The organism is Xenophilus azovorans DSM 13620 (assembly GCF_000745855.1).
GTDB classification, from domain to species: domain Bacteria; phylum Pseudomonadota; class Gammaproteobacteria; order Burkholderiales; family Burkholderiaceae_C; genus Xenophilus; species Xenophilus azovorans.
Genome location: NZ_JQKD01000008.1, coordinates 36,641 through 61,256, shown reverse-complemented (window position 1 = coordinate 61,256; position 24,616 = coordinate 36,641). Strand labels below are relative to the sequence as shown.

Annotated in this window: 15 protein-coding genes; 5 read left to right on the top strand and 10 right to left on the bottom strand. The window is 67.9% G+C overall.

Annotated elements, in window-relative coordinates; translation table 11 throughout:
* Positions 1-23: 23 nt before the first annotated feature.
* Positions 24-245 (top strand): cysteine-rich CWC family protein, encoded by a 222-nt coding sequence (locus tag Q392_RS07160; RefSeq protein WP_342665584.1) that lies wholly within the window; start codon positions 24-26, stop codon positions 243-245.
* Complete coding sequence (locus Q392_RS07155; protein WP_038203772.1) at positions 242-1,501, top strand: 6-phosphofructokinase; 1,260 nt, start codon at positions 242-244, stop codon at positions 1,499-1,501. Before Q392_RS07160 ends, Q392_RS07155 begins: the two co-directional genes overlap by 4 nt.
* On the opposite strand, the gene Q392_RS07150 is transcribed toward Q392_RS07155, so the two are convergent.
* Entirely contained in the window at positions 1,488-2,741 is a 1,254-nt protein-coding gene (locus tag Q392_RS07150; protein ID WP_038203767.1) for a zinc-binding metallopeptidase family protein, read from the bottom strand. The two genes, Q392_RS07155 and Q392_RS07150, sit on opposite strands and share 14 nt — an antisense overlap.
* Before the next feature lie 80 nt (positions 2,742-2,821).
* Between Q392_RS07150 and Q392_RS07145 the strand changes: the two genes are divergently transcribed.
* The 3 genes from Q392_RS07145 (at position 2,822) to Q392_RS07135 (ending at position 7,489) form a co-directional block, all read left to right on the top strand.
* Positions 2,822-4,321: a DHA2 family efflux MFS transporter permease subunit gene (locus tag Q392_RS07145; protein WP_038203766.1), complete on the top strand. Its 1,500-nt coding sequence runs from the start codon at positions 2,822-2,824 to the stop codon at positions 4,319-4,321.
* A gap of 8 nt (positions 4,322-4,329) precedes the next feature.
* Positions 4,330-5,097, top strand: coding sequence for a class II glutamine amidotransferase (locus Q392_RS07140; RefSeq protein ID WP_038203765.1), 768 nt, complete (start codon positions 4,330-4,332; stop codon positions 5,095-5,097).
* Between the two features lie 160 nt (positions 5,098-5,257).
* Positions 5,258-7,489 (top strand): TonB-dependent receptor, encoded by a 2,232-nt coding sequence (locus Q392_RS07135; RefSeq protein WP_038204115.1) that lies wholly within the window; start codon positions 5,258-5,260, stop codon positions 7,487-7,489.
* A gap of 1 nt (position 7,490) precedes the next feature.
* Here the strand turns inward: Q392_RS07135 and Q392_RS07130 are convergent, their stop codons facing one another.
* From Q392_RS07130 to Q392_RS07095, 9 genes are all read right to left on the bottom strand, one after another.
* The gene (locus tag Q392_RS07130) at positions 7,491-9,017 is read right to left on the bottom strand and encodes a carotenoid oxygenase family protein (protein WP_038203763.1); all 1,527 of its coding nucleotides are present in this window, start codon (positions 9,015-9,017) and stop codon (positions 7,491-7,493) included.
* A 10-nt stretch (positions 9,018-9,027) separates the two neighbouring features.
* Positions 9,028-9,441 carry a DUF2141 domain-containing protein gene (locus Q392_RS07125; protein ID WP_038203762.1) on the bottom strand — a complete coding sequence of 138 codons (414 nt, stop codon included), beginning with the start codon at positions 9,439-9,441 and terminating at the stop codon, positions 9,028-9,030.
* 295 nt (positions 9,442-9,736) lie between these two features.
* Positions 9,737-10,684 carry a glutathione synthase gene (gshB, locus tag Q392_RS07120; protein ID WP_038203761.1) on the bottom strand — a complete coding sequence of 316 codons (948 nt, stop codon included), beginning with the start codon at positions 10,682-10,684 and terminating at the stop codon, positions 9,737-9,739.
* Positions 10,681-11,955 (bottom strand): benzoate/H(+) symporter BenE family transporter, encoded by a 1,275-nt coding sequence (locus Q392_RS07115; protein WP_051953044.1) that lies wholly within the window; start codon positions 11,953-11,955, stop codon positions 10,681-10,683. The genes gshB and Q392_RS07115 overlap by 4 nt, the downstream gene beginning before the upstream one ends.
* A gap of 53 nt (positions 11,956-12,008) precedes the next feature.
* The gene (locus tag Q392_RS34035; RefSeq protein WP_281173396.1) at positions 12,009-17,036 is read right to left on the bottom strand and encodes a calcium-binding protein; all 5,028 of its coding nucleotides are present in this window, start codon (positions 17,034-17,036) and stop codon (positions 12,009-12,011) included.
* Positions 17,037-17,630: 594 nt separating this feature from the next.
* On the bottom strand, positions 17,631-17,957 hold the full coding sequence (locus Q392_RS32685) for a hypothetical protein (protein ID WP_157007830.1): 327 nt from the start codon (positions 17,955-17,957) through the stop codon (positions 17,631-17,633).
* Positions 17,958-18,784: 827 nt separating this feature from the next.
* Positions 18,785-20,245, bottom strand: coding sequence for an HlyD family type I secretion periplasmic adaptor subunit (locus tag Q392_RS07105; RefSeq protein WP_038203759.1), 1,461 nt, complete (start codon positions 20,243-20,245; stop codon positions 18,785-18,787).
* Positions 20,242-22,485, bottom strand: a complete 2,244-nt coding sequence (locus tag Q392_RS07100) for a type I secretion system permease/ATPase (protein ID WP_051953040.1) — start codon at positions 22,483-22,485, stop codon at positions 20,242-20,244. Before Q392_RS07100 ends, Q392_RS07105 begins: the two co-directional genes overlap by 4 nt.
* A gap of 176 nt (positions 22,486-22,661) precedes the next feature.
* On the bottom strand, positions 22,662-24,530 hold the full coding sequence (locus Q392_RS07095; RefSeq protein ID WP_038203758.1) for a potassium transporter Kup: 1,869 nt from the start codon (positions 24,528-24,530) through the stop codon (positions 22,662-22,664).
* Positions 24,531-24,616: the final 86 nt, after the last annotated feature.

Genomic DNA, 24,616 nt, shown 5'->3' with positions numbered 1-24,616 from the left:
CCATGCCTGTGCCGGAACCTGCCGTGAACACCGCCCGCTGCCCCCTGTGCAGTGCCGGCAACGGCTGCGCGATGGCCGCGCCGCGCGCGCCCGGCGAGGCCATGCCCCGCTGCTGGTGCATGGACGCCGACTTCCCCGATGCGCTGCTGCGCCGCGTGCCGCCGGCGGCACGCGGGCGCGCCTGCATCTGCGCGCGCTGCGCCGCCGAAGCGGCCCGCGCCCCCGTCCACGGAGACTGCACATGACCACCGCCCCCAATGCCTTCTACGCCCAGTCCGGCGGCGTCACCTCGGTGATCAACGCCTCGGCCTGCGGCGTGATCGAGACGGCGCGCCACCACCCGGGGCGCATCGGCACGGTGTACGCCGGGCGCAACGGCATCCTCGGCGCGCTGGCCGAGGACCTGATCGACACGAGCGCCGAGCCGGCCGAAGCCATCGCCGCGCTGCGCTTCACGCCGGCCGGCGCCTTCGGCTCCTGCCGCTACAAGCTCAAGTCGCTGGAGGACAGCCGGCGCGAGTACGAGCGGCTGATCGAGGTGTTCCGCGCGCACGGCATCGGTTATTTCTTCTACAACGGCGGCGGCGATTCGGCCGATACCTGCTTCAAGATCAGCCAGCTGTCGCAGGCCATGGGCTACCCGCTCGCCGCGATCCACGTGCCCAAGACCATCGACAACGACCTGCCGCTGACCGACTGCTGCCCCGGCTTCGGCTCGGTGGCCAAGTACGTCGCGGTGTCGACGCTGGAGGCCTCGCTCGACCTGCGCTCGATGGCGGCCACCTCCACCAAGGTGTTCGTGATCGAGGTGATGGGCCGCCATGCCGGATGGATCGCCGCGGCCGGCGGCCTGGTGGCCGGGCACGGCATCCCGGTGGCGGTGCTGTTCCCCGAGGTCGCGTTCGACCGCGAGCGCTTCCTGGCGCGGGTGGATGCGCTGGTGCGCCGGCACGGCTGCTGCACGGTGGTGGTGTCCGAGGGCTGCCGCCACGCGGACGGCGGCTTCCTGGCCGAGCAGGGCGCGCGCGACGCCTTCGGCCATGCGCAGCTGGGCGGCGCCGCGCCGGTGGTGGCGCAGATGGTCAAGGAGGCGCTGGGCCACAAGGTGCACTGGGCGGTGGCCGACTACCTGCAGCGCGCGGCGCGCCACGTGGCCTCGCGCACCGACGTCGAGCAGGCCTATGCGGTGGGCCGCCACGCGGTGGAACTGGCGCTGGCCGGGCAGAACGCCGTGATGGCCGCGATCGAGCGCACCGGCGACGCGCCCTACGCCTGGCAGCTGGCCAGCGTGCCGCTGGCCGAGGTGGCCAACGCCGAGCGCACCATGCCGCGCGAGTTCATCAGCGAGGACGGCTTCGGCATCACCGAGGCGGCGGTGCGCTACCTGCAGCCGCTGATCGAGGGCGAGGATTACCCGCGCTACCGGCAGGGCCTGCCGGTCTACGCCACGCTGAAGAACACGCCGGTGCCGAAGAAGCTGCCCGCCTTCACGCCGGGCTGAGCGGCGCCGGCGCCTCGGCCGGCAGCGAGGTGGCAGCAGCGGCCGCCGTGTCCTCGCGCTGCGCCGTGATCACCTCGTGGATGAACTGCAGTTTGCCCACCGCCGCGCGCGGCAGCACGAAGGGGTAGAAGTCCGGCTGGCCCATGCTGCGCGACAGCTCGTTGAGCACGCCGGTCAGGCGCACCCAGCCGTTGAGGAAGTCCAGGAAGCGGCCGGCGTCGGGATGCTCGGGCTGCCACAGGTCGGCCGGCCCGAAGAGGTCGCTGGTCAGCTCGACGTTGGTGGCGTTGATGCCGAAGCTCAGGGCCGTGTCGGCGGTGTCGGCCATGTGCAGGTAGTGGGCCCAGGTCTCGGCCCAGTCCTCCCAGGGGTGGGTGCTGGCGTAGCTGGTCACGTAGCGCAGCGCCCAGTCGGCCGGCGGGCCGTTGTCGTAGTGGTGGCGCAGGGCGGCGGCATAGTCCTGCGTCTCGTCGCCGAAGAGCTGGCGAAAGCCCTCCAGCCAGGGCGTGTCCTGCACCAGCACGTTCCAGTAGAAGTGGCCGATCTCGTGGCGGAAGTGGCCCAGCAGCGTGCGGTAGGGCTCGCGCATCTCGGCGCGGATGCGTTCGCGCACGGCGTCCTCGGCCTCCTCGGCATTGAGCGTGACGACGCCGTTGTGGTGGCCGGTCATCACCGGCGCCTGGCCCGGCACGCTGCCGAGGAAGTCGAAGGTCATGCCGTGCGCCGGATCGACGAAGCGCGTGCGCACCGGCAGCCCCAGCGCCAGCAGCTGCGAGAGCAGCCGGCGCTTGGCGCGCTCCAGCTTGCGCCACAGCTCGTCGTTGCCCGGCACCGACAGGTCCGGAATGGTGCGGGTGGTGCTGCAGGCCAGGCAGAAGCCCTCCGCCAGGCCGTGGCCGTGCGCCTCGGCCGCGACACCGATGGGCGGCGAGGGCACCATCCAGTTGCAGCCGGCGGCGGCGAGGAAGTTGGCGCAGCGGCGGTAGGCCTGGCCGCCGGGCTGGTCGAACACGGTGTACGCGTCGTCGGACCCGGCCGCGGGGGCCAGCGACACCACGCCCAGGCGCTCGATCACGTAGCCCAGCGGCGTGCCGCAGGCCAGGCACTGGCTGTTGCCCAGGTACACCGGCCGCCCGCACTGGCACACGTAGGCGCGGCTGACGGTGGGCGCGGCGAGTTCCTCGGCCGGCGTGCCGGAGGCTGCGGCGTCGGCCGCCGGTGATGGCTCGGGGGTGGACATGCGCACGATTGTGCCGCCCGCATCGGCGGGCCCCGGGCAGGCGAAGCCGATATGCTTGTAGGACGCCGCTCTGCCTTCCGATGACCTCCCTGGACCCCACACCGCTGCCGGCGACCGCCGGCTCCCTGCGCGAACGCTACGGCGAGCGGTACCGCTGGCTGCTGCTGCTGTCGGTCATGGTCGGGGTGATGGCCTCGATCATGTCCTCGACCATCGTGAACGTGGCGATCCCGGGGCTGAGCCAGCACTTCCACCTCGGCCAGGAGCGCGCCCAGTGGGTCAGCTCCGGCTTCATGGTGGCGATGACGGTGTCGATGCTCACCACGCCCTGGCTGCTGGGCCGCTTCGGCTACCGGCGCACCTACGTCGGCTGCATGGTGCTGCTGCTGGCCGGCGGGCTGCTGGGCGGGCTGGCGCAGCACTTCGCGCTGGTGCTGGCGGCGCGCGTGGCCGAGGGCCTCGCGGCCGGCGTGGTGCAGCCGATCCCGGCCATCATCATCCTGCGCGCCTTCGCGCCGCACGAGCAGGGCCGCGCCAGCGGCATCTTCGGCATGGGCGTGGTGCTGGCGCCGGCCGTGGGGCCCAGCATCGGCGGCGTGCTGGTGGACCTGTTCGGCTGGCGCTCGATCTTCTTCATGGTGGTGCCCTTCTGCCTGGTCGCCTTCTGGCTGGCCTGGAAGTTCGTGCCGGCGACGGCGCCCGGCGGCGCGACGGCGGCGCCCGGCGTGCGGCTGGACTGGCGCGGCATGCTGGTGGCGACCTTCGGCACGCTGTGCCTGCTCAACGGCCTGGTGGAGCTGCGCGGCGACGCGCCGGCGCAGGCCGCGCTGCTGCTGGCGCTGGCGACGGCCGCGCTGGCCGTGTTCATCGCCTGGGAGCGCAGGCTGGCCAAGGCCGGCCCCGGGCACGAGCCGCTGATGGACGTGGGCCTGTTCGGCTTCCGCCAGTTCGCCATGGGCACGGTGGTGGCCTTCATCTACGGCACGGCGCTGTTCGGCTCGACCTACCTGCTGCCGGTGTACATGCTGGTGGCGCTGCAGCTGTCGGCCTCGCACGTGGGCACCATCATGCTGCCGGCCGGCATCGTGCTGGCCCTGGTCATCCCCGTCGTGGGCCGGCTGGCCGACCGGCAGCCCACCTGGCTGCTGGTGGGCGTGGGGCTGGCGCTGCTGGCGGCCTCCTTCGCGCTGATGCCGGTGGTGGACCTGGCCGCACCGCTGTGGCTGCTGGTGCTGTTCACCGCCATCGGCCGAGTCGGCCTGGGCTTCATCCTGCCCTCGCTCAACCTCGGCTCGATGCGGCCGCTGCCCAGGACGCTGATCCCGCAGGGCGCCAGCGCCATCAGCTTCCTGCGCCAGCTCGGCGGGGCGGCGGGCGTGAGCCTGTGCGCGGTGGTGCTCGAATGGCGGCTGGCCGCGCACGGCGACTCGCTGACCCACCCCGCCACCGGGCCGGCGCGGCTGGCGGCGTTCAACGAGGTGTTCCTGCTCCTGGCCGCGCTGTGCCTGCTGGCGATGTGCGCGGCCTGGCAGCTGCGCGAACAGCCGGCCGCCGCCGGCACCACCCGCGAGGAAGGCTGATCGACGCCATGTGCCAACTTCTGGGAATGAACTGCAACGTGCCGACCGACGTGCAGTTCAGCTTCACGGGCTTCGCGCAGCGCGGCGGGCGCACCGACCACCACGCCGACGGCTGGGGCATCGCCTTCTTCGAGGACCGCGGGCTGCGCCACTTCGTCGACCACCAGCCGGCCTGCGATTCGCCGGTGGCCGGGCTGATCCGCCGCTACCCGATCAAGAGCCGCAACGTCATCGCCCACATCCGCAAGGCCACGCAGGGCGCCGTCAACCTGCAGAACTGCCATCCCTTCGTGCGCGAGCTGTGGGGCCGCTACTGGGTGTTCGCGCACAACGGCGACCTGAAGGACTTCCGCCCCCGGCTGCACGGCCACTTCCGCCCGGTGGGCGGCACCGACAGCGAGCACGCCTTCTGCTGGCTGATGCAGGAGCTGGCAAAGTCGCATGCCGGCGTGCCCAGCGTGCCCGAGCTGACGCTGACCCTGCGCGAGCTGGCGCCGCGCATCGCACGGCACGGCACCTTCAACTTCATGCTGTCCAACGGGCAGGCCCTGTGGGCGCACGCGTCCACGCACCTGTGGTCCATCGAGCGGCGGCACCCCTTCACCGAGGCGCGGCTGGCCGACGAGGACCTGTCCATCGACTTCGCCCAGCACACCACGCCCAGCGACCGGGTGGCGGTGGTGGTGACGACGCCGCTGACCACCAACGAGACCTGGCAGCCCTTCGCGGCCGGCGAGCTGCGGGTGTTCCAGGACGGCTGCCGGCTCGGCGGCTGACGCGGGCCGGCCCCTCGCCGGCCGCCGCGGCGTTGCGCGGGCGCCTCATCCCGATACTTTCTTTCGGCTTTTCGGCGCAGTGACGCGCCAAAGTATCACGATGGCGTTGATCGAAAGGAAACAATAACGGTTCTCATTCGAATCTAAAGTGCGCGCCACCATGCCGTCCCACCTCTTCGCCCCGCGGCCGCTGGCCGCCGCGCTCTTCCTGGCCGTCCAGGCCCTGGCCGCCTCGGCCCAGACACCGGCGTCCGATCCCGCCGCCGCGGCACCCGCGCCGGCCGCCGCCCAGGACACCCTGAGCACCGTGACGGTGGAGGCCAGCGCCGACGCCTCCGCCGAGGGCCTGGCCAAGCCCTACGCCGGCGGCCAGGTGGCGCGCGGCGGGCGGGTCGGCATCCTGGGCACGCAGGACACGATGAGCACGCCGTTCAACGCCACCAGCTACACCAACGAACTGATCCAGGACCAGCAGGCCAAGAGCGTGGCCGACGTGCTGCTCAACGACCCCTCGGTGCGCGCCGCGCGCGGCTTCGGCAACTTCCAGGAGCTGTACATGGTGCGGGGCTTCCAGCTCGGCTCCGACGACATCTCCTACAACGGCCTGTACGGCATGCTGCCGCGCCAGTACGTCGCCTCCGAGTTCTTCGAGCGGGTGGAGGTGTTCCGCGGCGCCAGCACCTTCCTCAACGGCGCCGCGCCGGGCGGCAGCGGCATCGGCGGCGCGATCAACCTGCTGCCCAAGCGCGCGCCCAACGAGCCGCTCACCCGGCTGGGCTTCGGCATCCAGTCCGGCGGCCAGGGCTACGCCTCGCTGGACTTCGCACGCCGCTTCGGGCCCGACCAGAGCACCGGCATCCGCATCAACGCCGTGCGCCGCGACGGCGGCACCGGCGTGGACGACGAGCACCGCGAATTGAGCGCGCTGGGCGTGGGCCTGGACTGGCGCAGCCGGCGCGTGCGCATCTCGGCCGACTTCGGCTACCAGGACCACCAGATCGACCAGGGCCGGCCGAACGTGACGCCGGGCGCGACCTTCCCCGTGCCGCGCCCGCCGAAGTCCGACGCCAACTACGCGCAGCCGTGGAGCTTCTCGAAGGAGAAGGACCTGTTCGCCACCGTGCGCAGCGAGTTCGACGTGACCGACAGCGTCACCCTCTGGGCCGCCGCCGGCGTGCGCCGGGGTAAGGAGCACAACGAGCTGGCCAACCCGACGCTCCTGAACCCGCTGGGCCTGATGTCGAGCTACCGCTTCGACAACGTCCGCAAGGACGACGTGGGCACCGGCGAGGTCGGCGCGCGCGCCAGCTTCGCCACCGGGCCGGTCAAGCACACGCTGACCGTCTCGGCCGCCACGTACGACAACAAGCGGCGCAACGCCTACGCCTATTCGGCCTTCGGCGGCCTGCGCGACCTGCTGTATTCACATCACGACAGCTACGAGCCGCTGGCCGACGCCACCACCGCCGGCGGCAACATGGCCAACCCGCTGGTGCAGGCGCGCTACCGCTCCAGGAGCATCGCCATCGCCGACACGATGTCCTTCGCCGACGACCGGGTGCTGCTCACCCTCGGGGCGCGGCGGCAGAACATCGAAAGCAAGACCTACAGCTACACCACCGGCCTGTTCAGCGCCGGCTACGAGGCCGCGCGCACCACGCCGGTGGTGGGCATCGTCGTCCGGCCGACGAAGGAGATCTCGCTGTACGCGAACTACATCGAGGCGCTGATCCCCGGCGAGACGGCGCCGTCGACCTCGGGCGGGGCCGTGGTGATCAACGGCGGCGAGGTGTTCGCCCCCTACCGCTCCAAGCAGAAGGAAGTGGGCGTCAAGTACGACGGCGGCAGCCTCGGCGGCGCACTGTCCTTCTTCCAGACTTCGCAGCCGCAGTACTTCGTGCAGAACGGCGCGTTCGGCCCCAACGGCGAGCAGGTCAACCGCGGCATGGAGCTGTCGGTGTTCGGCGAACCGCTCAAGGGCCTGCGCGTGCTGGGCGGCCTGACGATGATCGACGCGCAGCAGCGCGCGACGGCGGGCGGCGCCTACAACGGCAACACCGTGATCGGCGTGCCCAGGTCACAGCTCAACATCGGCGCCGAGTGGGACGTGCCGGGCGTGCCGGGGCTGGCACTGAGCGCGCGCGTCATCCGCACCTCCAAGCAGTTCGTCAACGCCGCCAACACGCAGCACATCCCCGACTGGACGCGCCTGGACCTCGGCGCGCGCTACCTGATGGACATCGGCAACGGCCGCCTGCTCACCCTGCGCGCCCGCATCGACAACGTGGCCGACAAGTCCTACTGGGCCTCGGCCGGCGGCTACCCCGGCTCGAACTACCTGGTGCAGGGCAACCCGCGCACCTTCATGCTCAGCGGCAGCATCGACTTCTGACCTAGCCCTGCCGCGCCGGCACGAAGCTGCCGTGCAGCCCCAGCGGCAGCGCATAGGGCAGCGTGGCCTGCGCAACCGGGCCGTCGGCCAGGGCATCGGCCGCGAAGCAGGACAGCACGGTCTTCTTCTGCGCGACATCCAGCGCGGTGCCCAGGATCCAGCCGGGCCGGTCGCCGTCGGGCACGAACACGTGCTCCTCCACCAGCGCCTGCGCGCCGTAGGCGAAGCGCTGCGACCGGCCGTTCTCCACGTCCGTCAGCGCCACCGCGCCGAAGCCGGGGCGGTCCTCGAACACTTGCGTCGCATGCACCACCCGGCGATGCCGCAGGCCCACGCGGCGCGGGTCCATGCGCGGGAACTCGGCCGCGAGGCCCAGCGCGTGCTGCGTGGCCTCGCCGGTGCGCAGGTTCAGCGTGGCGGCCACGAGTTGCGGCTCCACGCTGCGCACGCGGCGCCCGCGCATCACCTCGCGGTTGCTGGTGAACACCGCGTCGGCCGTGGCCGAGCGCACGTAGTCCAGGTGGATCAGCGTGCCGGAAGGCCCGTCCTGCGCCCACGCATTGCCCAGGTGGAACAGGAAGCCCGCGGGCAGTTGCAGCATCTGCCGCCGGCTCCAGTCCTTCTTGTCCACCACCAGCACGCGCATGCCGAGTTCGGGCTTCCACACGTGGCTGTCGAGGAAGCTCGCGCCCGCCGCGCTGCGCGCGTTGTCGAACACCAGCGACGGCATGAGGAAGACGAGGTGGGCATCGGTGACGGCGAAGTCGTGGACCATCGCGATCTGCGGCACGGGCATCGCGTCGGCGCGGCGCAGCGTGCCGTCGGGCGCGATCTCGTAGAGGATCAGCATGCCCTGGCTGGCGCCGATGCCGAAGTTCCACACCGTGCCGTCGGGGTCCACCTTGGGATGGGCCGAGAAGGGCAGCCCGGCCAGGTCGGCGCGCCAGGTCCGCAGGCCGCGCGTGGCCAGCGTGGCGGGGTCGATGCGGGTGGCCGAGCCGCCCTCCCACAGGGCGAGCAGGTCGTCGCCCAGCGGCAGCACGCTGGTGTTCGCGACGTTCATGCCGTCGGGCGAGGCCGGCGGCTGCACGCCCGGCAGGATGGTGGCGAAGGCCTGCTCCAGCCGGTGCCCGGCGCGCACTTCGGCGACGCGCTTGGCCGTGGCGACGTAGCGGCCCTGGTGGCGCACGTCGGCGCCGTCGATGACGAAGCGCTGCACCATGCCGTCGCCGTCGAACCAGTGGTGATAGCGCTGGCCGCCCAGGTCATGCCCGGCCGGGCCCACGCGGTAGAGCGTGCCGGCGAGCGCATCCGGAAAGCGGCCGCGCACCGTGGCGGGCACCAGCGGCAGGTCGGTCGGCGGCGTGGCGAAGCCGATCTTCCACGGCGCCGTGGAGGCCTCGAACTGGGCCTGCCAGGTGTCGCTGCCGATGGCGGCGTCGGCGGCGCGCGCGGCCAGGGGCAGCGCGCCCAGCAGCGGCGCCGTGCCGGCCGCGGCCAGCCGGTGCAGGAGTTCGCGACGCTTCATGGCCGGCTCCTCAGCGCAGGTGGATGGTGATGCGCTGGTCCGCATCGAGCGGCACGGCGACGGCCTCGAAGTCCGGCGCGCCCCGGTCGCCGCGCGCGTCCCTGGAGAAGCCGTAGCGCTCCACGGGCAGGCCCAGCAGGTTGGTGTCGAGCTTGCCGTTGCCGTTCTCGTCGGCGTACACCTTGAGGGCGTAGCGGCCCGCCGGCAGGCCGATGAAGGCCAGCTGCGCGCCGCCCTCGCGCAGCGGCAGGCTCTGCGAGGCCATCGACTGGCCGGCGGCGTAGCGCTCGGCGCTGTCGTACACCGCCACGTAGAGCTGGGCCGGCCCGGCCGGGCCGTCGGCCACGCTCACCTGAAGATCGGCCGCGCCGGCGGCCAGCGGGCCGAGCAGGGCCGCGGAACAGAGGATGGAAGGCAGTCGCATGGTGCAGGTCTCCAGTGGATGAAGACCGCACGATTCCGGAACCGGGCCGCGCCGGCCAGCGCGATGCGACGGAATGCGCCGGGCCGGGCGCCGGATGCGCCCTGCCTTCGCGAAAAAAGGACTCGGTGCGCGCTCAGAAGGTGTGAATGAATCCGGCGTGCCCGAGCAGGCCGCCAGAACGTGCCCGATCAAGGCGCAAAGCGCAGCCATGGCTCGGGCCATGGCGAGCATTTGCAACGCCGAGCGGGCGCGTTCTGGCGGGATGAGCGGGCATGTCGGGTTCGTTCACACCTTCTCAGCCCTGGAGCTGCCGCTCCAGCGCATCGACGAACATCGCCGGCACGTCGAAGCCGGTCTGCTCGGTGATCTCCTGGAAGCAGGTGGGGCTGGTGACGTTGATCTCGGTGAGCGAGCCGCCGATGACGTCCAGCCCGATCAGCAGCAGCCCGCGGGCGGCGAGCACCGGGCCGATGGCGCGGGCGATCGTCCAGTCCTCGTCGGTCAGCGGCTGGGCCACGCCCTTGCCGCCGGCCGCCAGGTTGCCGCGCACCTCGCTGCCCTGCGGGATGCGCGCCAGGCTGAAGGGCACCGGCTCGCCGCCGATGACCAGCACGCGCTTGTCGCCCTGCGCGATCTCGGGCACGAAGCGCTGCACCATGAGGGTCTGCGCGCCGCCCTTGTTCAGCGTCTCGGTGATGGAGCCGAGGTTCAGCCCGTCCTCGCGCACGCGAAAGATGCCCATGCCGCCCATGCCGTCCAGCGGCTTGAGGATGATGTCGCCGTGCTCGGCGTGGAAGTCCTTCACCGCCTCCGGGCTGCGCGTGACCAGCGTGGGCGTGGTGAACTGGGGGAACTCCATCACCGCCAGCTTCTCCGGATGGTCGCGCAGCGAGCGCGGCCTGTTGATCACCGTGGCGCCCTCGCGCTCGGCCTGCTCCAGCAGGTGCGTGGCGTAGATGTACTCGGCGTCGAAAGGCGGGTCCTTGCGCATCAGCACCGCGTCGAAGTCCTTCAGCGCGCGGGTCTCGACCAAGTCCTCCGTGTACCAGGCGTGCTTGTCGCCGGTCAGCGTGATCCGGCGCACGGTGGCCTTGACCACGTCGCCGGACTTCCACTGCAGGTCCTGCGGCAGGCAGGTGGCGATGCGGTGGCCGCGCCGCTGCGCCTCGCGCATCATCGAGAAGGTGGTGTCCTTGTAGATCTTGAAGTGGTCGAGCGGGTCGGCGACGAAGAGGAGGTTCATTTCGCAGGGGCCTCGTGAGCGTTTCTGGCGTGGTCGTTCGCGGTTTTCTGTTCCAGCGCGATCTTGCATCCGGGCGCGATGTCCTTGCCGGCCGGGGTTTTCTCGGCCGTGCGGCCCAGCTGCTGCACCGCCAGCGCCGCCGCGCCGGCCACAACACCCCAGAAGGCGGAGCCGATGCCGGCGATGACCACGCCCGAGAGCGTGACCAGGAAGGTGATCAGCGCCGCCTCGCGGTGCGACTCGTCGCGCACCGCCGCCGCCAGACCGCCGCCGATGGTCGACAGCAGCGCCAGCCCCGCGATGGCGGCGACCAGCTCCTTCGGGAAGGCGGTGAGCAGCCCGGTGACGGCCGCGCCGAACAGGCCGATCACGACGTAGAGGGCGCCGCAGCACACGGCCGCCGTGTAGCGGCGGGCCGGGTCCTCGTGCGCCTCGCGCCCCATGCAGATGGCGGCGGTGATGGCGCTGAGGTTCAGCGCGTAGGCGCCGAAGGGCGCCAGCACCAGCGTCGCCACGCCGGTGAGCGTGACCAGCCTGCTGACCGGCATCTCGTAGCCGGCGGCGCGGATGGCCGCCACGCCCGGCAGGTTCTGCGAGGCCATCGTCACCACGAACAGCGGCAGCGCCAGGCTCACCGCCGCCTGCCAGGTGAAGGCCGGCATCGTGAACACCGGCATCGCCAGCGTGAAGTGCACCGTGCTCCACGCCAGCTCGCCGCGCAGCGCCACGAAGACGATCGCCACCCCCAGCGTCAGCGGCACCGCGTAGCGCGGCAGCAGCCGGCGGCCGACGAGGTAGCTGGCCAGCATCAGCAGCACCAGCGGCAGCGCCGTCTGCGCCGCGGCGAAGGCCGCCAGCCCGAAGCGCGCCAGCACGCCGGCCAGCAGCGCGGAGGCGATCGCCATCGGGATGCGGTTCATCACCCGCTCGAACCAGCCGGTGGCGCCGGCCAGCGTGATCAGCAGCGCGCAGACGATGAAGGCGCCCACCGCCTCGCCCATCGAATAGCCCACGCCCGCCGTCGCCAGCACCGCCGCGCCGGGCGTGCTCCAGGCGATCATCACCGGCTTGCGCAGCCACAGCGAGGGCAGCGCCGACGCCAGCCCCATGCCGATGCCCAGCGCCCACATCCAGGAGGCGATGACCGCCGGCGTGGCGCCGAAGGCCTGCGCCGCCTGGAACACGATCGCCACCGAGCTGGTGAAGCCCACCAGCACCGCCACGAAGCCGGCGGTGAAGGCCGCGAGGTTCACATCCTTGAAGAAGCGCATCGGGCGATTGTGCCGGGCGGGCTGGCGGCCGCCCGATGCGCCAACTCTCCCAGCTATTGCCAATTGGCAGCGATCACCGCATTCAGACTACTCTGGTAGGCGGACGGCAGCGTGGTCTGTCCCGCGGCCGGCGGAGAGAACTGGGCCATGGCATCGACCAGCGACTGAACCTGGCTGGAAAGCAGCACCTGCCCGTCGCTCGTCTTGAACTGCTCCACCTGATAGGCAGCCCCGGAGTACCAGTTGTTGATCGTCAGGGAGTCCGCCGTTCCGACGACGCTGACTTCCAGATGGCTGCCGCTGCGGCGGAACCACAAATGATCGATGGCGATGTCTTCCCCGAAGAGCGCCACGTCGCTGTTGCCGGCAGCGGCGTCGTAGTCGTACACCGAGTCCTTGCCATCGCCTCGGCCGAACACATACGCGTCGTTGCCCGTGCCGCCTTCCAGGCGGTCGTTCCCGGCACCTCCGATGAGCATGTCGTCGCCGGCGCCGCCGTACAGGTTGTCAGCCCCCTCTCCGCCCAGCAGCGTGTCGTTGCCGTTCTCCCCGTACAGGCTGTCGTTGCCCTCGCCACCCAGCAGCAGATCCGCCCCCTCGCCGCCTCGCAGCGTGTCGTTGCCTTCGCCGCCGTCCAACGTGTCGTCCCCGCCGTAGCCGTAGATCGTGTCGTTGCCCAGGCCGCCGGCAAGGGTGTCGGCCACCGCGTATCCATATAGGGTGTCGTTGCCGTCGCCGGACTGCTGCACCATCGACTTGACCGCATTCACATTCCACACAGTGCCGTCGGCAAACCTCACCTCGTCGACCCGGTAGGCCCCCGCCGCGTCGGCGTTGAAGTAGTTGGTGACCGTGATCTTGTCGGTGCTGTCCTTCACCGTCAGGACGAGGCTTTCGCCCGAGCGCCAGGCAACGATGTCCTCCGGAGCGATGTCAGCGCCGAACTCGATGACCTCCACCCGACCCGCTCCGGTGTCGTAGGCATACACCGTGTCCTGGCCCCAGCCCCGATCGAAGCGGTAGGTGTCGCTGCCCGCACCACCGTCTAGGTAGTCGTTGCCGGCCTCACCGATCAGTACATCGTTGCCGGCCCCCCCGTACAGGTTGTCGTTGCCGGCGCCACCCTGCAGCAGATCGTTGCCGTTCTCTCCATACAGGTTGTCGCTCCCCTCGCCGCCCAGCAGCAGGTCCGTACCGTCGCCGCCGCGCAACGTGTCGTTGCCCTCGCCACCGTCCAGCGTGTCATCGCCACCGTAGCCATAGATCGTGTCATTGCCCAAGCCACCGGCGAGGGTGTCGGCCACCGCATACCCATACAGGGTGTCGTTTCCATCGCCAGATTGCTGAACCATCGACTTGACCGCATCCACGGTCCACACGGTACCTTCGGCGAAGCGAATCTCATCGACGCGATAGGCCCCGGCTCCGTCCGCATTGAAATAGTTGGTGACCGTGACCTTGTCGGCACTGTCTTTCAACGTCAGGACGAGGCTCTCGCCCGAGCGCCAGGCAACAACGTCCTCCGGAGCAACGTCTGCGCCAAACTCGATGACCTCCACGCGGCCCGCGCCGGTGTCGTAGGCATACACCGTGTCCTGGCCCCAACCCCGATCGAAGCGGTAGGTGTCGCTGCCCGCACCACCGTCTAGGTAGTCGTTGCCGGCCTCGCCGATCAGTACATCGTTGCCGGCCCCCCCGTACAGGTTGTCGTTGCCGGCGCCACCCTGCAGCAGATCGTTGCCGTTCTCTCCATACAGGTTGTCGCTCCCCTCACCGCCCAGCAGCAGGTCCGCACCGTCGCCGCCCCGCAGCGTGTCGTTGCCCTCACCGCCGTCCAGCGTGTCGTCCCCGCCGTAGCCGTAGAGCGTGTCGTCGCCCAGACCACCTGCGAGGGCGTCAGCCGCCGCGTAGCCGTACAGGGTGTCGTTTCCGTCGCTGGGCTGCTGTGCCATCGATTTGACCGTGTCCACATTCCACGTGGAGCCATCGGCAAAGCGAATCTCGTCGACCCGGTACGCCCCCGCGGCATCGGCGTTGAAGTAGTTGGTGACCGTGACCTTGTCGGTGCTGCCCTTCAACGACAGGACCAGGCTTTCGCCCGAACGCCAGGCAACGATGTCCCCCGCAGCGATGTCTGTACCGAACTCGATGGCCTCCACCCGACCCGCGCCGGTGTCGTAGGCATACACCGTGTCTTGGCCCCAGCCTCGCTCGAAGCGGTAGGTGTCGCTGCCCGTGCCGCCCTCCAGGCGATCGTTCCCGGCACCTCCGATGAGCACGTCGTCGCCGGCGCCGCCGTACAGGTTGTCGGCACCATCTCCACCCAGCAGCGTGTCATTGCCGTTCTCCCCGTACAGGGTGTCGTTGCCCTCACCGCCCAGCAGCAGGTCCGCGCCGTCGCCGCCGCGCAGCGTGTCGTTGCCTTCACCGCCATCGATTGTGTCGTCTCCACCGTAGCCGTAGATCGTGTCGTTGCCCAAGCCGCCGCTCAGGACGTCACCCACTGCATAGCCGTACAGCGTGTCATTACCCTCGGTACTCTGCTGCACCATGGCCTTGATCGCTGCCACGTTCCAAACGGTGCCGTCGGCAAACCTGACTTCATCGACCCGATACGCGCCCGCCGCGTCGGCATTGAAATAGTTGGTGACCGTGACCTTGTCGGCACTGTCCTTCAACGCCAGGACAAGACTCTCTCCCGAGCGCCAAGCGACGACGTCCTCCGGAGCGATATCGGCACTGAACTCAATGACCTCCATCCGGCCTGCGCCGGTGTCGTAGGCGTACACCGTGTCCTGGCCCCAGCCCCGCTCGAAGCGGTAAGTGTCGTTGCCCGCACCGCCTTCCAGGCGATCGTTGCCGGCGCCTCCGATGAGCACATCGTCACCCGCGCCGCCGTACAGGTTGTCAACGCCGCTCCCTCCCAGCAGTGTGTCGTTGCCGTTCTCCCCGTACAGGGTGTCATCACCCTCGCCACCCAACAACAGGTCCAACCCATCGCCGCCGCGCAGCGTGTCGTTGCCCTCGCCGCCATCCAGCGTGTCGTCCCCGCCGTAGCCGTAGATCGTGTCGTTGCCCAGGCCGCCACTCAGGGTCTCGCCGACGCCGTAGCCGTACAGCGTGTCGTTGCCGTCGGTGCTCTGCTGCACCATGGCCTTCACCGCTGCCACGTTCCACACAATGCCATTGGCGAAGCGAATCTCATCGACCCGATATGCACCGGCCCCATCCGCGTTGAAATAGCTGGTGATGGTGATCTTGTCGGCACTGTCCCTCAGCGTCAGGACGAGGCTCTCACCCGAGCGCACCGCCACGATGTCCGCCGGAGCGATGCCGGCGCCGAATTCAATGGCGTCCACCCGGCCGACACCCGTGTCGTGGTTGTAGACCGTGTCCTGACCCCACCCCCGCTCGAAGCGGTAGGTGTCGCTGCCCGTGCCGCCCTCCAGGCGGTCGTTTCCGGCGCCGCCGATGAGCACGTCATCCCCGGCGCCTCCATACAGGTTGTCGGCCCCCTCGCCGCCCAGCAGCGCATCGTTGCCGTTGTCCCCGTACAGGTTGTCGTTGCCCTCGCCACCCAGCAGTTGGTCCGCCCCATCGCCGCCACGCAGCGTGTCGTTGCCGGCCCCGCCGTGGATGATGTCGTCCCCCGCCCCGCCGCTGAAGCTGCTGGCCGCGGCGCTGCCCAGGTAGATGTCCGCCCGCGCCGTGCCGCTGGTGGACGATGCGGTGAGTACGTCCAACGCCGCCAGCGTGGCGTGCAGCGGTGAATCCGCCGCCAGGCCATCGACCCAGCCTTGCAGCATGCCCAGCCCGTCGAAGCCGACGGCCTGCAGCGTGCCCTGGGCGAAGCGGTTCAACTCCACCAGATCGGTCAGCGCCTCTTTCGCATTGACCGCCTTGTCGTTCTCCAGCTTCGCCGCCAGCGCGGAGGTGTCGAAGCCGATCCCGTTCTCGTCGATGGTCAGCTCGATGCTGTCCAGATAGGGTTTCAGCCTGGTTTGCAGCACCAGCGCGCCGTACACGCTCTGGCGCAGCGCGTCGTAGCTTTGCTGCAGCAGCGCCACCTGCGCCGCCGGCGGGCTGATGCTGTAGACCGGGCCGCCCACGGTGACGCCGCCGCCACCGCCTCCACCGCCGCTGCTGCCGGAACCGCCGCCCGACACCGTGACGCTCACCCCCGCCGGCTGCGGATTGCCGCTGCCGGCCTTGGCATAGAAGCGTTCGCCGTTGAACACCTCCAGCACGCCGACCAGATGGCGGAACTGCTCTGCCGTCATGCCGGCGGGCAGGTTCTTCAGGTTGACGTTGCCTTCGAGCGTGTCTTCCAGGCTTTGCAGCCAGCCCGAGCTTTGCGCCCATTCGCCGAGGAGGTTGTCCACCAGTGCCAGCTGCGCGTCGCGCGTGGGTGCCATGGCGAAGGCAGCCACGGCGGTGGCCAGTTCGGCACGCGTGCCGGCCGCTTCGCGCAGATCCCTCGCCCTGCCCGAGCCCTGCATGTCGGGCAGGTCCTGCACCAGCGGGTTCTCGATCAGCGGCGTCGTGAACTCGCGGTAGAAGGGGTTGCTGTCCAGGTCGATGGCGCCCACGGTGCGGTCGGTGCCGTCCTGCGTGAAGCTGGCGCTTTGCGCGATGAGATTGCCGTTGACGGTGGTGTTGGCCTGGGTGCCGCCCGTTGCATTGGTGGTGCTGCCCACGACGCCGATGCGGCTGATGCCCAGCTGGTCCAGGCCGAACAGTTCGCCCGCGTCGCTGATGCCGTCCTGGTTCAGGTCACGCCAGACCTGCACCTGGCTCCAGGCCAGGTCCAGGTTGGTGAACTGGCCGTCGCCGTTGCTGTCCAGGTCGGCCAGCGCGTCGAAGCCGTTGAGGGCTTTTTCGCCGTCGGACTTCACGGTGTCGGTGCCGAACAGTTCCAGGCCCGAGTCGATGCGCCCGTCGCCGTTGAGGTCGCGCACGAGGATGCCGTCGTCGCTGCCGATCCAGCCGGTGCCGGTCTTGATGCCGTCGGCGTCGTGGTCGAACAGGACTTGGCCGTCGGCGCGGCGCAGTTCGAGGCCGTCGCCGTCAAGGTCCAGCATCAAGGGGTCTACGGGTTGGCGCCAATTCTTGGCGTCGCGGTAGCACATGTTGACAGTTGAAGGGGCTGGCTCCTTTCTACGCTGATCCGGCAAATAGCCGTCATTCGAGCCTGGGGATAGGTATCCATCCTCGTATCCATCGTTGACGGGCGAAGGCAAGCCCGCTTCTCGTAGCGCTTTGTCGATTGCCGTATTGGAATTCTGAGTTAGTGGGCGATATTGTACGCCAGAGTCATTGGTATCCCTAATTGACTCTTTGATTTTTTTCCAATCATTCGACAAATCCCCGCCTTCTTTTATGGTCTCAGAAGGATTCTTTCCTTGCGGATCCCAATCTGGCGCCTTGTCGTCGTACACACCAGTGTCAGCCTTTAGCCTCCCTGCGATGAGTCCAGAACCAAATTCTGCGTCTAATCCAGCCGATGCTTTGGATAATAAATCTTGACCAACTGGATTGGATGGCCCACCACTAGCGTAAAAGGTCTCACCACTTACGTTAGTGTAGGTAATGTATTTATGATAATACGTTACCCCTCCGATAGTACCAATTGGCTTGTAATTTACTTTAATTAACTCCATAAAATCTCCCTGAAATTAAATCGAATGATTAAACTTTTTAACCCAAATGCTTTCTACTTTTCTCTCCTTCAATGTTAGAATTATTCGCAGCTCCGTATAGCCAAGTGCAGTAGTAATTGCCTTTTTTGAAGCAAAAATTTTTTCATCTGTGACTTCAATGTAGTCAAATTTGGCATGTTCTATTTTTTCTACAGCCGATTCACAACTTTCCCCCACAGAGAAACTCTTCTCATTTAATTCCATAGTGTTTCCGCCCTTGCACGCATTGGCACTCATTAGGATGAATAGAAAGAATATTGATGCAAACAGTCTCGCGATACGATCCAAATTGATTGCACTCATCTTTCTCTCAGACTCTCTTTAGTTGCCCGTGGGCCAAAATAGTGAGAAAACACTTGCCCTGCCGACTTAGGCGTCCAATGAACAGCCATATCAATCTCCCTTTAAAAGCATCTCCGAAAAAAATCAAGAAATTAGTAGCGAGCCACGCTAGGAAAATGCCTTTCGAAAATTTTGGCTCCACCGCTTTTCTTAGAAAATAAGCGTCAGCAATGAAAACTATCAGAGCGAGAACGCCATTCCCCATGATCACCCTCCAAAGCACTCATGATGTGTTCGTGTCGCACCGAAAATTGCCATTGGTTTGCGCCTGCTTTTCGTCTCGTCGCCCCACTCTTAGATGGGCAAGACATTTTTCTTCTTAATTTAATATGACTAACGCAAGGCAGACTGCAAGCAGCAGAGCGACGAAAACAATTTCGACAATGGAGTATGAGATTTCATTTGCCCTTTTTTCTGAAACACGAAAACAAAAATAAATCAAAAGCAATTCTCCAGAACCAATGATGAATATTATTAAATTGTCTTTCATGATCCGGCTCTGGATTCTCAAATCAAAACTACCATACTCCAATGAGAAAGATGATTGTCAGCACTGCCAAAATGAGAACCAAAAATCCCAAAGCAACATACCCCCAATCGCCAAACTCATCGGAGACAATTCCTAATTTCTTAAGTAGAATTCATGAAAATTTACCGATGTAGAAGAACAGGTAGTTAACCAATAATTCCGCCAATGATTCCATTTTTATAGGGAAATGAAGTGGCCGCGGTCAATAGGCACAAATCAATATTTGCATTGAATTGAATTTTCGAATAATTGATTTAGCTCATCTCTCTCTAAGACTCTCATCCCCCATCCGCTGCACCGGACTCAACAAGAACTCGATCACCCGCCGCTTCCCCGTCTTAACCTCCGCCGTCAGGTTCATCCCCGGCCCCAACCTGATCCGCTGGCCATCCACGTCGATGTCGCCCCGCTCCAGCATCAGCGTCACCGGAAACACGGCGCCGCGCTTCTCGTCGTTCACCGCATCCGCCGTCACCCGCGTCACGGTCGCGGGCACGGTGCCGTAGCGGGTATAGGGAAAGGTTTCCAGCTTCACTTCCGCGGCCTGGCCGGGGCGCACGAAGCCGATGTCCTTGTTCTCCAACAGCACCTCGGCCGTCACCTGCGCCTCGTCGGGCACGACGACCATCAGCGGCTGCGCCTCGGTGACGACGCCGCCTTCGGTGTGCACGGCCAGTTGCTGCACGGTGCCGTCCACCGGGGCGGCCAGCGTGGCCAGCCGCTCGCGCTGCGCGGCCTTGGCTTGTTCCTGCATGGCCTGCTGACGCTTGAGGCCGGCATCCGCCGCGCGCTGGCTCAAGGCGTGGCGCGTCTCAGCCAGGTAGGCGGCCCTGCCCTGCTCGCTCTCGCGCAGGGCGGCGCCGGCTTCGGCGAGGCGGGCACGCTGGGCCGCCAGGTCGCGTTCGATCTCGATGCGCTCGCGGGTGCGGTCCTGCGTGGCATGGCCGGACATGAAGCCCTCATGCGCCAGCCGGCGGAAGTCGGCCTCGCGCTGGCGCACGATGGGCAGGGTGCCTTCCAGCTTGGCGATCAGTTCGCGCACGGTGGCGGCCTCGGCCTGGCGGCGGGCGATCTCGGCAGCGGCCCTGGCCAGCTTGGCGGCGATGTCGTTCCACTCCGCGGCCAGCTGGGACCGCGCCGCCGACAGGTCCTCGGCGCTCCACTCCGGCGGAACGGCCTCGGGCAGCAGCGCGGGCGCGGGTCCGGCGCGCTGCTGCGCCGGCAGGGCGTGCAGCAGGGCCCGGCTGCGCAGCAGGTCCGACTCCGCGGCGCGGAGGGCTTCCCGCACGCTGGCCCTGTCGGCGCTGGCGGCGGTCGGGTCGAGTTCGACGAGCGGCTGGCCGGCCTGGACGTGGTCGCCGTCCTTGACGAGGATGCGCTGCACGACGCTGCGCTCCAGCGGCTGGACGACCTTGGTGCGCTCGCTGACGACGATGCGGCCGGGCGCCACGGCGACGATGTCCACCCGGCCGAGGATGGCCCAGGCAAGGGCGATGGCGAACAACGCCATCAGCACCCATGCCAGGCGTCGCGGCGCAGGATGCACCGGCGTTTCCTGAAGGCTCAGCGCGGCAGGCAGGAAGGCGACCTCGTCCGCCAGGCGCCGCGGGCCGGCCAGCTCGTGGCGATGCCGCCAGGCGGCGCAGAAGACGGCGCCGTAGCGGGCAAGGAGGTCGAGCGCGGGGTGACGGCGCGCGGCCGGCGCGGGAGCGGCGGTCATGGCTGCCGCTCCTCTTCGCGGCCGGCGCCGGCGCTCTGCATGGCCCACAGGCGGGCATACAGGCCGTTCGCACGGGTCAGCAGGCTGTCGTGGCTGCCGGTCTCCACGATGCGGCCCTTGTCCATGACGATGATGCGATGGGCATGCCGCACGGCCGAGAGGCGGTGGGCGATGATGAACACGGTGCGCCCCCGGCAGATGGCCGCCATGTTGCGCTGGATGATGGCTTCGCTCTCGTAGTCCAGCGCGCTGGTGGCTTCGTCGAGGATGAGGATGCGCGGCTGGCCGAAAAGCGCGCGGGCGATGGCGATGCGCTGGCGCTGCCCGCCGGAAAGGCTGGCGCCCTGCTCGCCGACCACCGTGTCGTAGCCCTCGGGCAGTTCGCTGATGAAGTCGTGCGCGCCGGCCAGGTGCGCGGCGCGCATCACGGCCTCCAGCGGCGCGGCCGGGTCGATGACGGCGATGTTCTCGCGCACGCTGCGGTTGAAGAGCAGGTTTTCCTGCAGCACCACGCCCACCTGGCGGCGCAGTTGGGCTGCATCGATCAGGCTGATGTCGATGCCGTCCACCAGCAGGCGGCCCTGCTCGGGGGTGTAGAGGCGCTGGATGAGCTTGGTGAGGGTGCTCTTGCCCGAGCCCGACCGGCCGACAATGCCGATGACTTCGCCCGGGCGCACCTGGAGGTGCACGCCATGGAGGACAGGGCTGGCTTCAGGCCGATAGCGGAAGGTGACGCCGTCGAGCGTGACATGGCCCTTGAGCGCCGGCAGTTGGGCCGCAGCGGCCGAAGGCACCTCGGTGCGCGTGTTGAGGATGTCGCCCAGCCGCGCCATGGAGATGCCGGTCTGCTGGAAGTCCGTCCAGAGCTGTGCCATGCGCATGATGGGCTGGGCCACGCGCTGGGCGAACATGTTGAAGGCGACGAACTGGCCGACGGTCAGGTGGTTGTCCATGACCAGGCGCGCGCCGTACCAGAGGGTGACTGCGTTGACCAGCTTGCCGATGAAGTTGACGCCCTCGTGCGCCCAGGCGGCAAGGTTCTGCGCCCTGAAGCTGGCGGACACATAGGCTGCCAGTTGGTTGTCCCAGCGGCGGGCGAAGGCGGGTTCCAGAGCGGCCGCCTTGACCGTCTGGATGCCCGTGACGGCCTCCACCAGCATGGCTTGGTTCTCAGCGCCACGGGCGAACTTCCGGTCGAGCCGCCGGCGTAGCACCGGCACCACAGCCAGGCTCAGGCCGAAGTACAGCGGCAGGCTGGCCAGCACGATGAGCGTCAACGGCACGCTGTAGAACAGCATGACCGCGATGAAGACGACGGAGAACACCACGTCCAGCACCACGGTGAGCGCGTTGCCGGTGAGGAAGCTGCGGATGTTTTCCAGTTCGCGCACGCGGGCCACCGAGTCACCAACACGGCGAGCCTGGAAGTAGGCCAGCGGCAGTTGCACGAGGTGGCGGAAGAGCCGGGCGCCCAGTTCCACGTCGATGCGGCTGGTGGTGTGGCTGAAGACATAGGCGCGCAAACCGCTGAGCACGCTCTCGAACACGACCACGACGACCAGGCCGATGACCAGCACGTCCAGCGTGGTCAGGCCCCGGTGCACCAGCACCTTGTCCATGACGACCTGGAAGAACAGCGGGCTGACGAGCGCGAAGACCTGCAGCACAAAGGAGATGAGCAGGACTTCGCCGAGCAGCCTGCGGTACTTCACCAGGCTGGGGATGAACCAAGAGAAATCGAAGCGTGCCAGTTCGGCCACCAGGGCCGCGCGGCTGGTGAGAAGCAGCATTTCGCCCGTCCACCGCGCCAGGAAGTCCTCGCGCGACAGGATGGTGGGGCGGCCACCTCTGGCCGCGTCCTGGATCAGGACGCGCTTGTCGTCGCATTGGGCGATGACGACCGGGCACACAGCGCCTGCACCCTCCCCATTGAGAAAGGCAAGCGCCGGCAGTGGGACGCGGAGCAATCGATCGGCGGTCGAGGTGATTCGCTTGGCCTTCAGGCCGAGCCGGCGCGCTGCCTGCACGAGCCCCTGGACATCCATCGGCTCGCTATCCGTGCGTCCGAGCTGGTGCGCCAGCAGAGCCGGATCGGCAGCGATGCCATGAAGGCGAGCCACGAGACACAGCGCGTGAAGGCCGTCATCGCGTTGTTGTGCACGATGTTGATCTGGCAGCGCTGAAAGCGGCGAAGCTGAAACTGGCTCTGCCTCTCTCGGCGCCGAGAACGCCTCCCCCATCCCCCCGCTCCCGTTTTTTGCATCAGGGCGGGAAGATACATCAAGTCACCAAGCCAACCCTTGCCATCTACCCTTTTCTGGGGAGATCGCCACAGAAGTCTGCAGAAGAATGCAAACAAATGTGAATTGATGGCAATTCGCCCTTGCTTTAGCCGCAGCGGATCGACCGACCACCCTCAAATCTCCAGCTTGGACCCCAGCTCCACCACCGCGTTGTTGGGCAGGCCGAGGAAGGCCGCCGCGCCGCTGGCGTTGTGGTGCATCTGGGCGAACAGCTTCTCGCGCCAGGGCGCCATGCCGCTGCCCAGGGTGGGGATGACGACGTCGCGCGAGAGGAAGTAGCTGGTCGTCATGCGGTCGAGCTGGCAGCCGCGCAGGCGCGCGTGCTCCAGCGCGGCCGGCAGGTCGACGTCGTTCTTGAAGCCGTAGTGCACGACGAGCTGCCAGCAGTGGCGGCCCAGCGGCTCGATCTCGACGCGCCGGTCCATCGGGATCCACGGCAGCTCGTGGTTGCGCACGGTGACGAACAGGTTCTGCTCGTGCAGCACCTTGTTGTGCTTGAGGTTGTGCAGCAGCGCGTTGGGCACCAGGCCGGGCTCGGCGGTCAGGAACACGGCCGTGCCCTGCACCCGCGCGGGCGGGCTGACGAACACGGCGTCGAGGAAGCTGCGCAGGTCCAGCGCCTCCGCGCGCTGGGCCTCGCCCATCAGGCGGCGGCCTTCCTTCCACGTCGTCATCAGCATGAAGACCATCAGGCCGATCATCACCGTGAACCAGCCGCCCTGCGGCAGCTTGAGCATGTTGGAGGCGAAGAAGGCCAGGTCGACGAGGAAGAACACCGAGGTCGAGGCGATGCAGAGCAGCAGCGGCAGCTTCCACGCGAAGCGGATCACGAAGAAGGTGAGCACGGTGGTGATGAGCATGTCGGCCGTCACCGCGATGCCGTAGGCCGAGGCCAGGTTGCTCGAGTTGCGGAACATCACCACCGCCAGCACGATGGCGACGAACAGGCTCCAGTTGACGAAGGGGATGTAGATCTGCCCGACCGTGTGCACGCTGGTGTGCTCGATGCGAAGCCGCGGCAGGTAGCCCAGCTGGATGACCTGCCGCGTGACGCTGAAGGCGCCGGTGAGCATGGCCTGCGAGGCGATGACGGTGGCGGCCGTCGCCAGCAGCACCAGCGGCATCAGGGCCCAGCCGGGCGCCATGAAGTAGAAGGGGTTCTTCACCGCCTCCGGGTGGCCCAGCAGCAGCGCGCCCTGGCCGAAGTAGTTCAGCACCAGGCAGGGCATGGCCACGGCGAACCAGGCGACGCGGATGGGCCGCTTGCCGAAGTGGCCGAGGTCGGCATACAGGGCCTCGGCCCCGGTGACGCACAGCACCACCGCGCCCAGGATGACGAAGCTGGTGCCCGGGTTGTCCCACACGAAGCGCAGCATGTAGTGCGGGCTGACGGCCTTGAGGATCTCCGGGTGGCCGACGATCTGCGACACACCCAGCACCGCCAGCACGATGAACCAGGTGAGCGTGATGGGCCCGAAGAAGCGCCCGATGCCGGCAGTGCCCCGCTTCTGCACCGCGAACAGGGCGAGCAGCACGGCCAGCGTCAGCGGGATGACGTAGTGGTGCAGGGCCGGCGACACCACCTCCAGCCCCTCGACGGCCGAGAGCACCGAGATGGCCGGCGTGATGACGCCGTCGCCGTAGAAGAGCGAGGTGCCGAAGATGCCCACCGCCAGCAGCGGGCCGCGCAGCCGCGGCCGGCCGGCGACGGCGCGCGAGGCCAGCGCCAGCATGGCCACCAGCCCGCCCTCGCCCTCGTTGTCGGCGCGCAGCACCAGCACCACGTACTTCACCGAGACGATGGTGGTCATCGTCCAGAAGATCATCGAGAGGATGCCGTAGACGTTCTCGATGGTGAACGGCACGTGCCCGTGGCCGAACACCTCCTTGACGGCGTACAGCACGCTGGTGCCGATGTCGCCGTAGACGATGCCGATGGCGCCCAGGATCAGGGCCGGCAGGGATTGCTTGGGAGCGGACACGAGGCCGAATGACGGATGCGGGCCGCCATTGTGCGACGCATCAAAGGCGCCGCAAGGCTTGACAGAAGGGCTTCTGCGCGGCTGGC

Bases quoted from the DNA above. Each gene is read 5' to 3' on its own strand.
- Q392_RS07125 (WP_038203762.1), bottom strand. From the start codon at position 9,441: ATGCGACTGCCTTCCATCCTCTGTTCCGCGGCCCTGCTCGGCCCGCTG.
- Q392_RS07155 (WP_038203772.1), top strand. From the start codon at position 242: ATGACCACCGCCCCCAATGCCTTCTACGCCCAGTCCGGCGGCGTCACC.
- Q392_RS34035 (WP_281173396.1), bottom strand. From the start codon at position 17,036: ATGCTGGACCTTGACGGCGACGGCCTCGAACTGCGCCGCGCCGACGGC.
- Q392_RS07145 (WP_038203766.1), top strand. From the start codon at position 2,822: ATGACCTCCCTGGACCCCACACCGCTGCCGGCGACCGCCGGCTCCCTG.
- Q392_RS07140 (WP_038203765.1), top strand. From the start codon at position 4,330: ATGTGCCAACTTCTGGGAATGAACTGCAACGTGCCGACCGACGTGCAG.
- Q392_RS07105 (WP_038203759.1), bottom strand. From the start codon at position 20,245: ATGACCGCCGCTCCCGCGCCGGCCGCGCGCCGTCACCCCGCGCTCGAC.
- Q392_RS07130 (WP_038203763.1), bottom strand. From the start codon at position 9,017: ATGAAGCGTCGCGAACTCCTGCACCGGCTGGCCGCGGCCGGCACGGCG.
- Q392_RS32685 (WP_157007830.1), bottom strand. From the start codon at position 17,957: ATGAGTGCAATCAATTTGGATCGTATCGCGAGACTGTTTGCATCAATA.
- Q392_RS07115 (WP_051953044.1), bottom strand. From the start codon at position 11,955: ATGCGCTTCTTCAAGGATGTGAACCTCGCGGCCTTCACCGCCGGCTTC.
- Q392_RS07135 (WP_038204115.1), top strand. From the start codon at position 5,258: ATGCCGTCCCACCTCTTCGCCCCGCGGCCGCTGGCCGCCGCGCTCTTC.
- Q392_RS07150 (WP_038203767.1), bottom strand. From the start codon at position 2,741: ATGTCCACCCCCGAGCCATCACCGGCGGCCGACGCCGCAGCCTCCGGC.
- Q392_RS07100 (WP_051953040.1), bottom strand. From the start codon at position 22,485: ATGGGGGAGGCGTTCTCGGCGCCGAGAGAGGCAGAGCCAGTTTCAGCT.
- gshB (WP_038203761.1), bottom strand. From the start codon at position 10,684: ATGAACCTCCTCTTCGTCGCCGACCCGCTCGACCACTTCAAGATCTAC.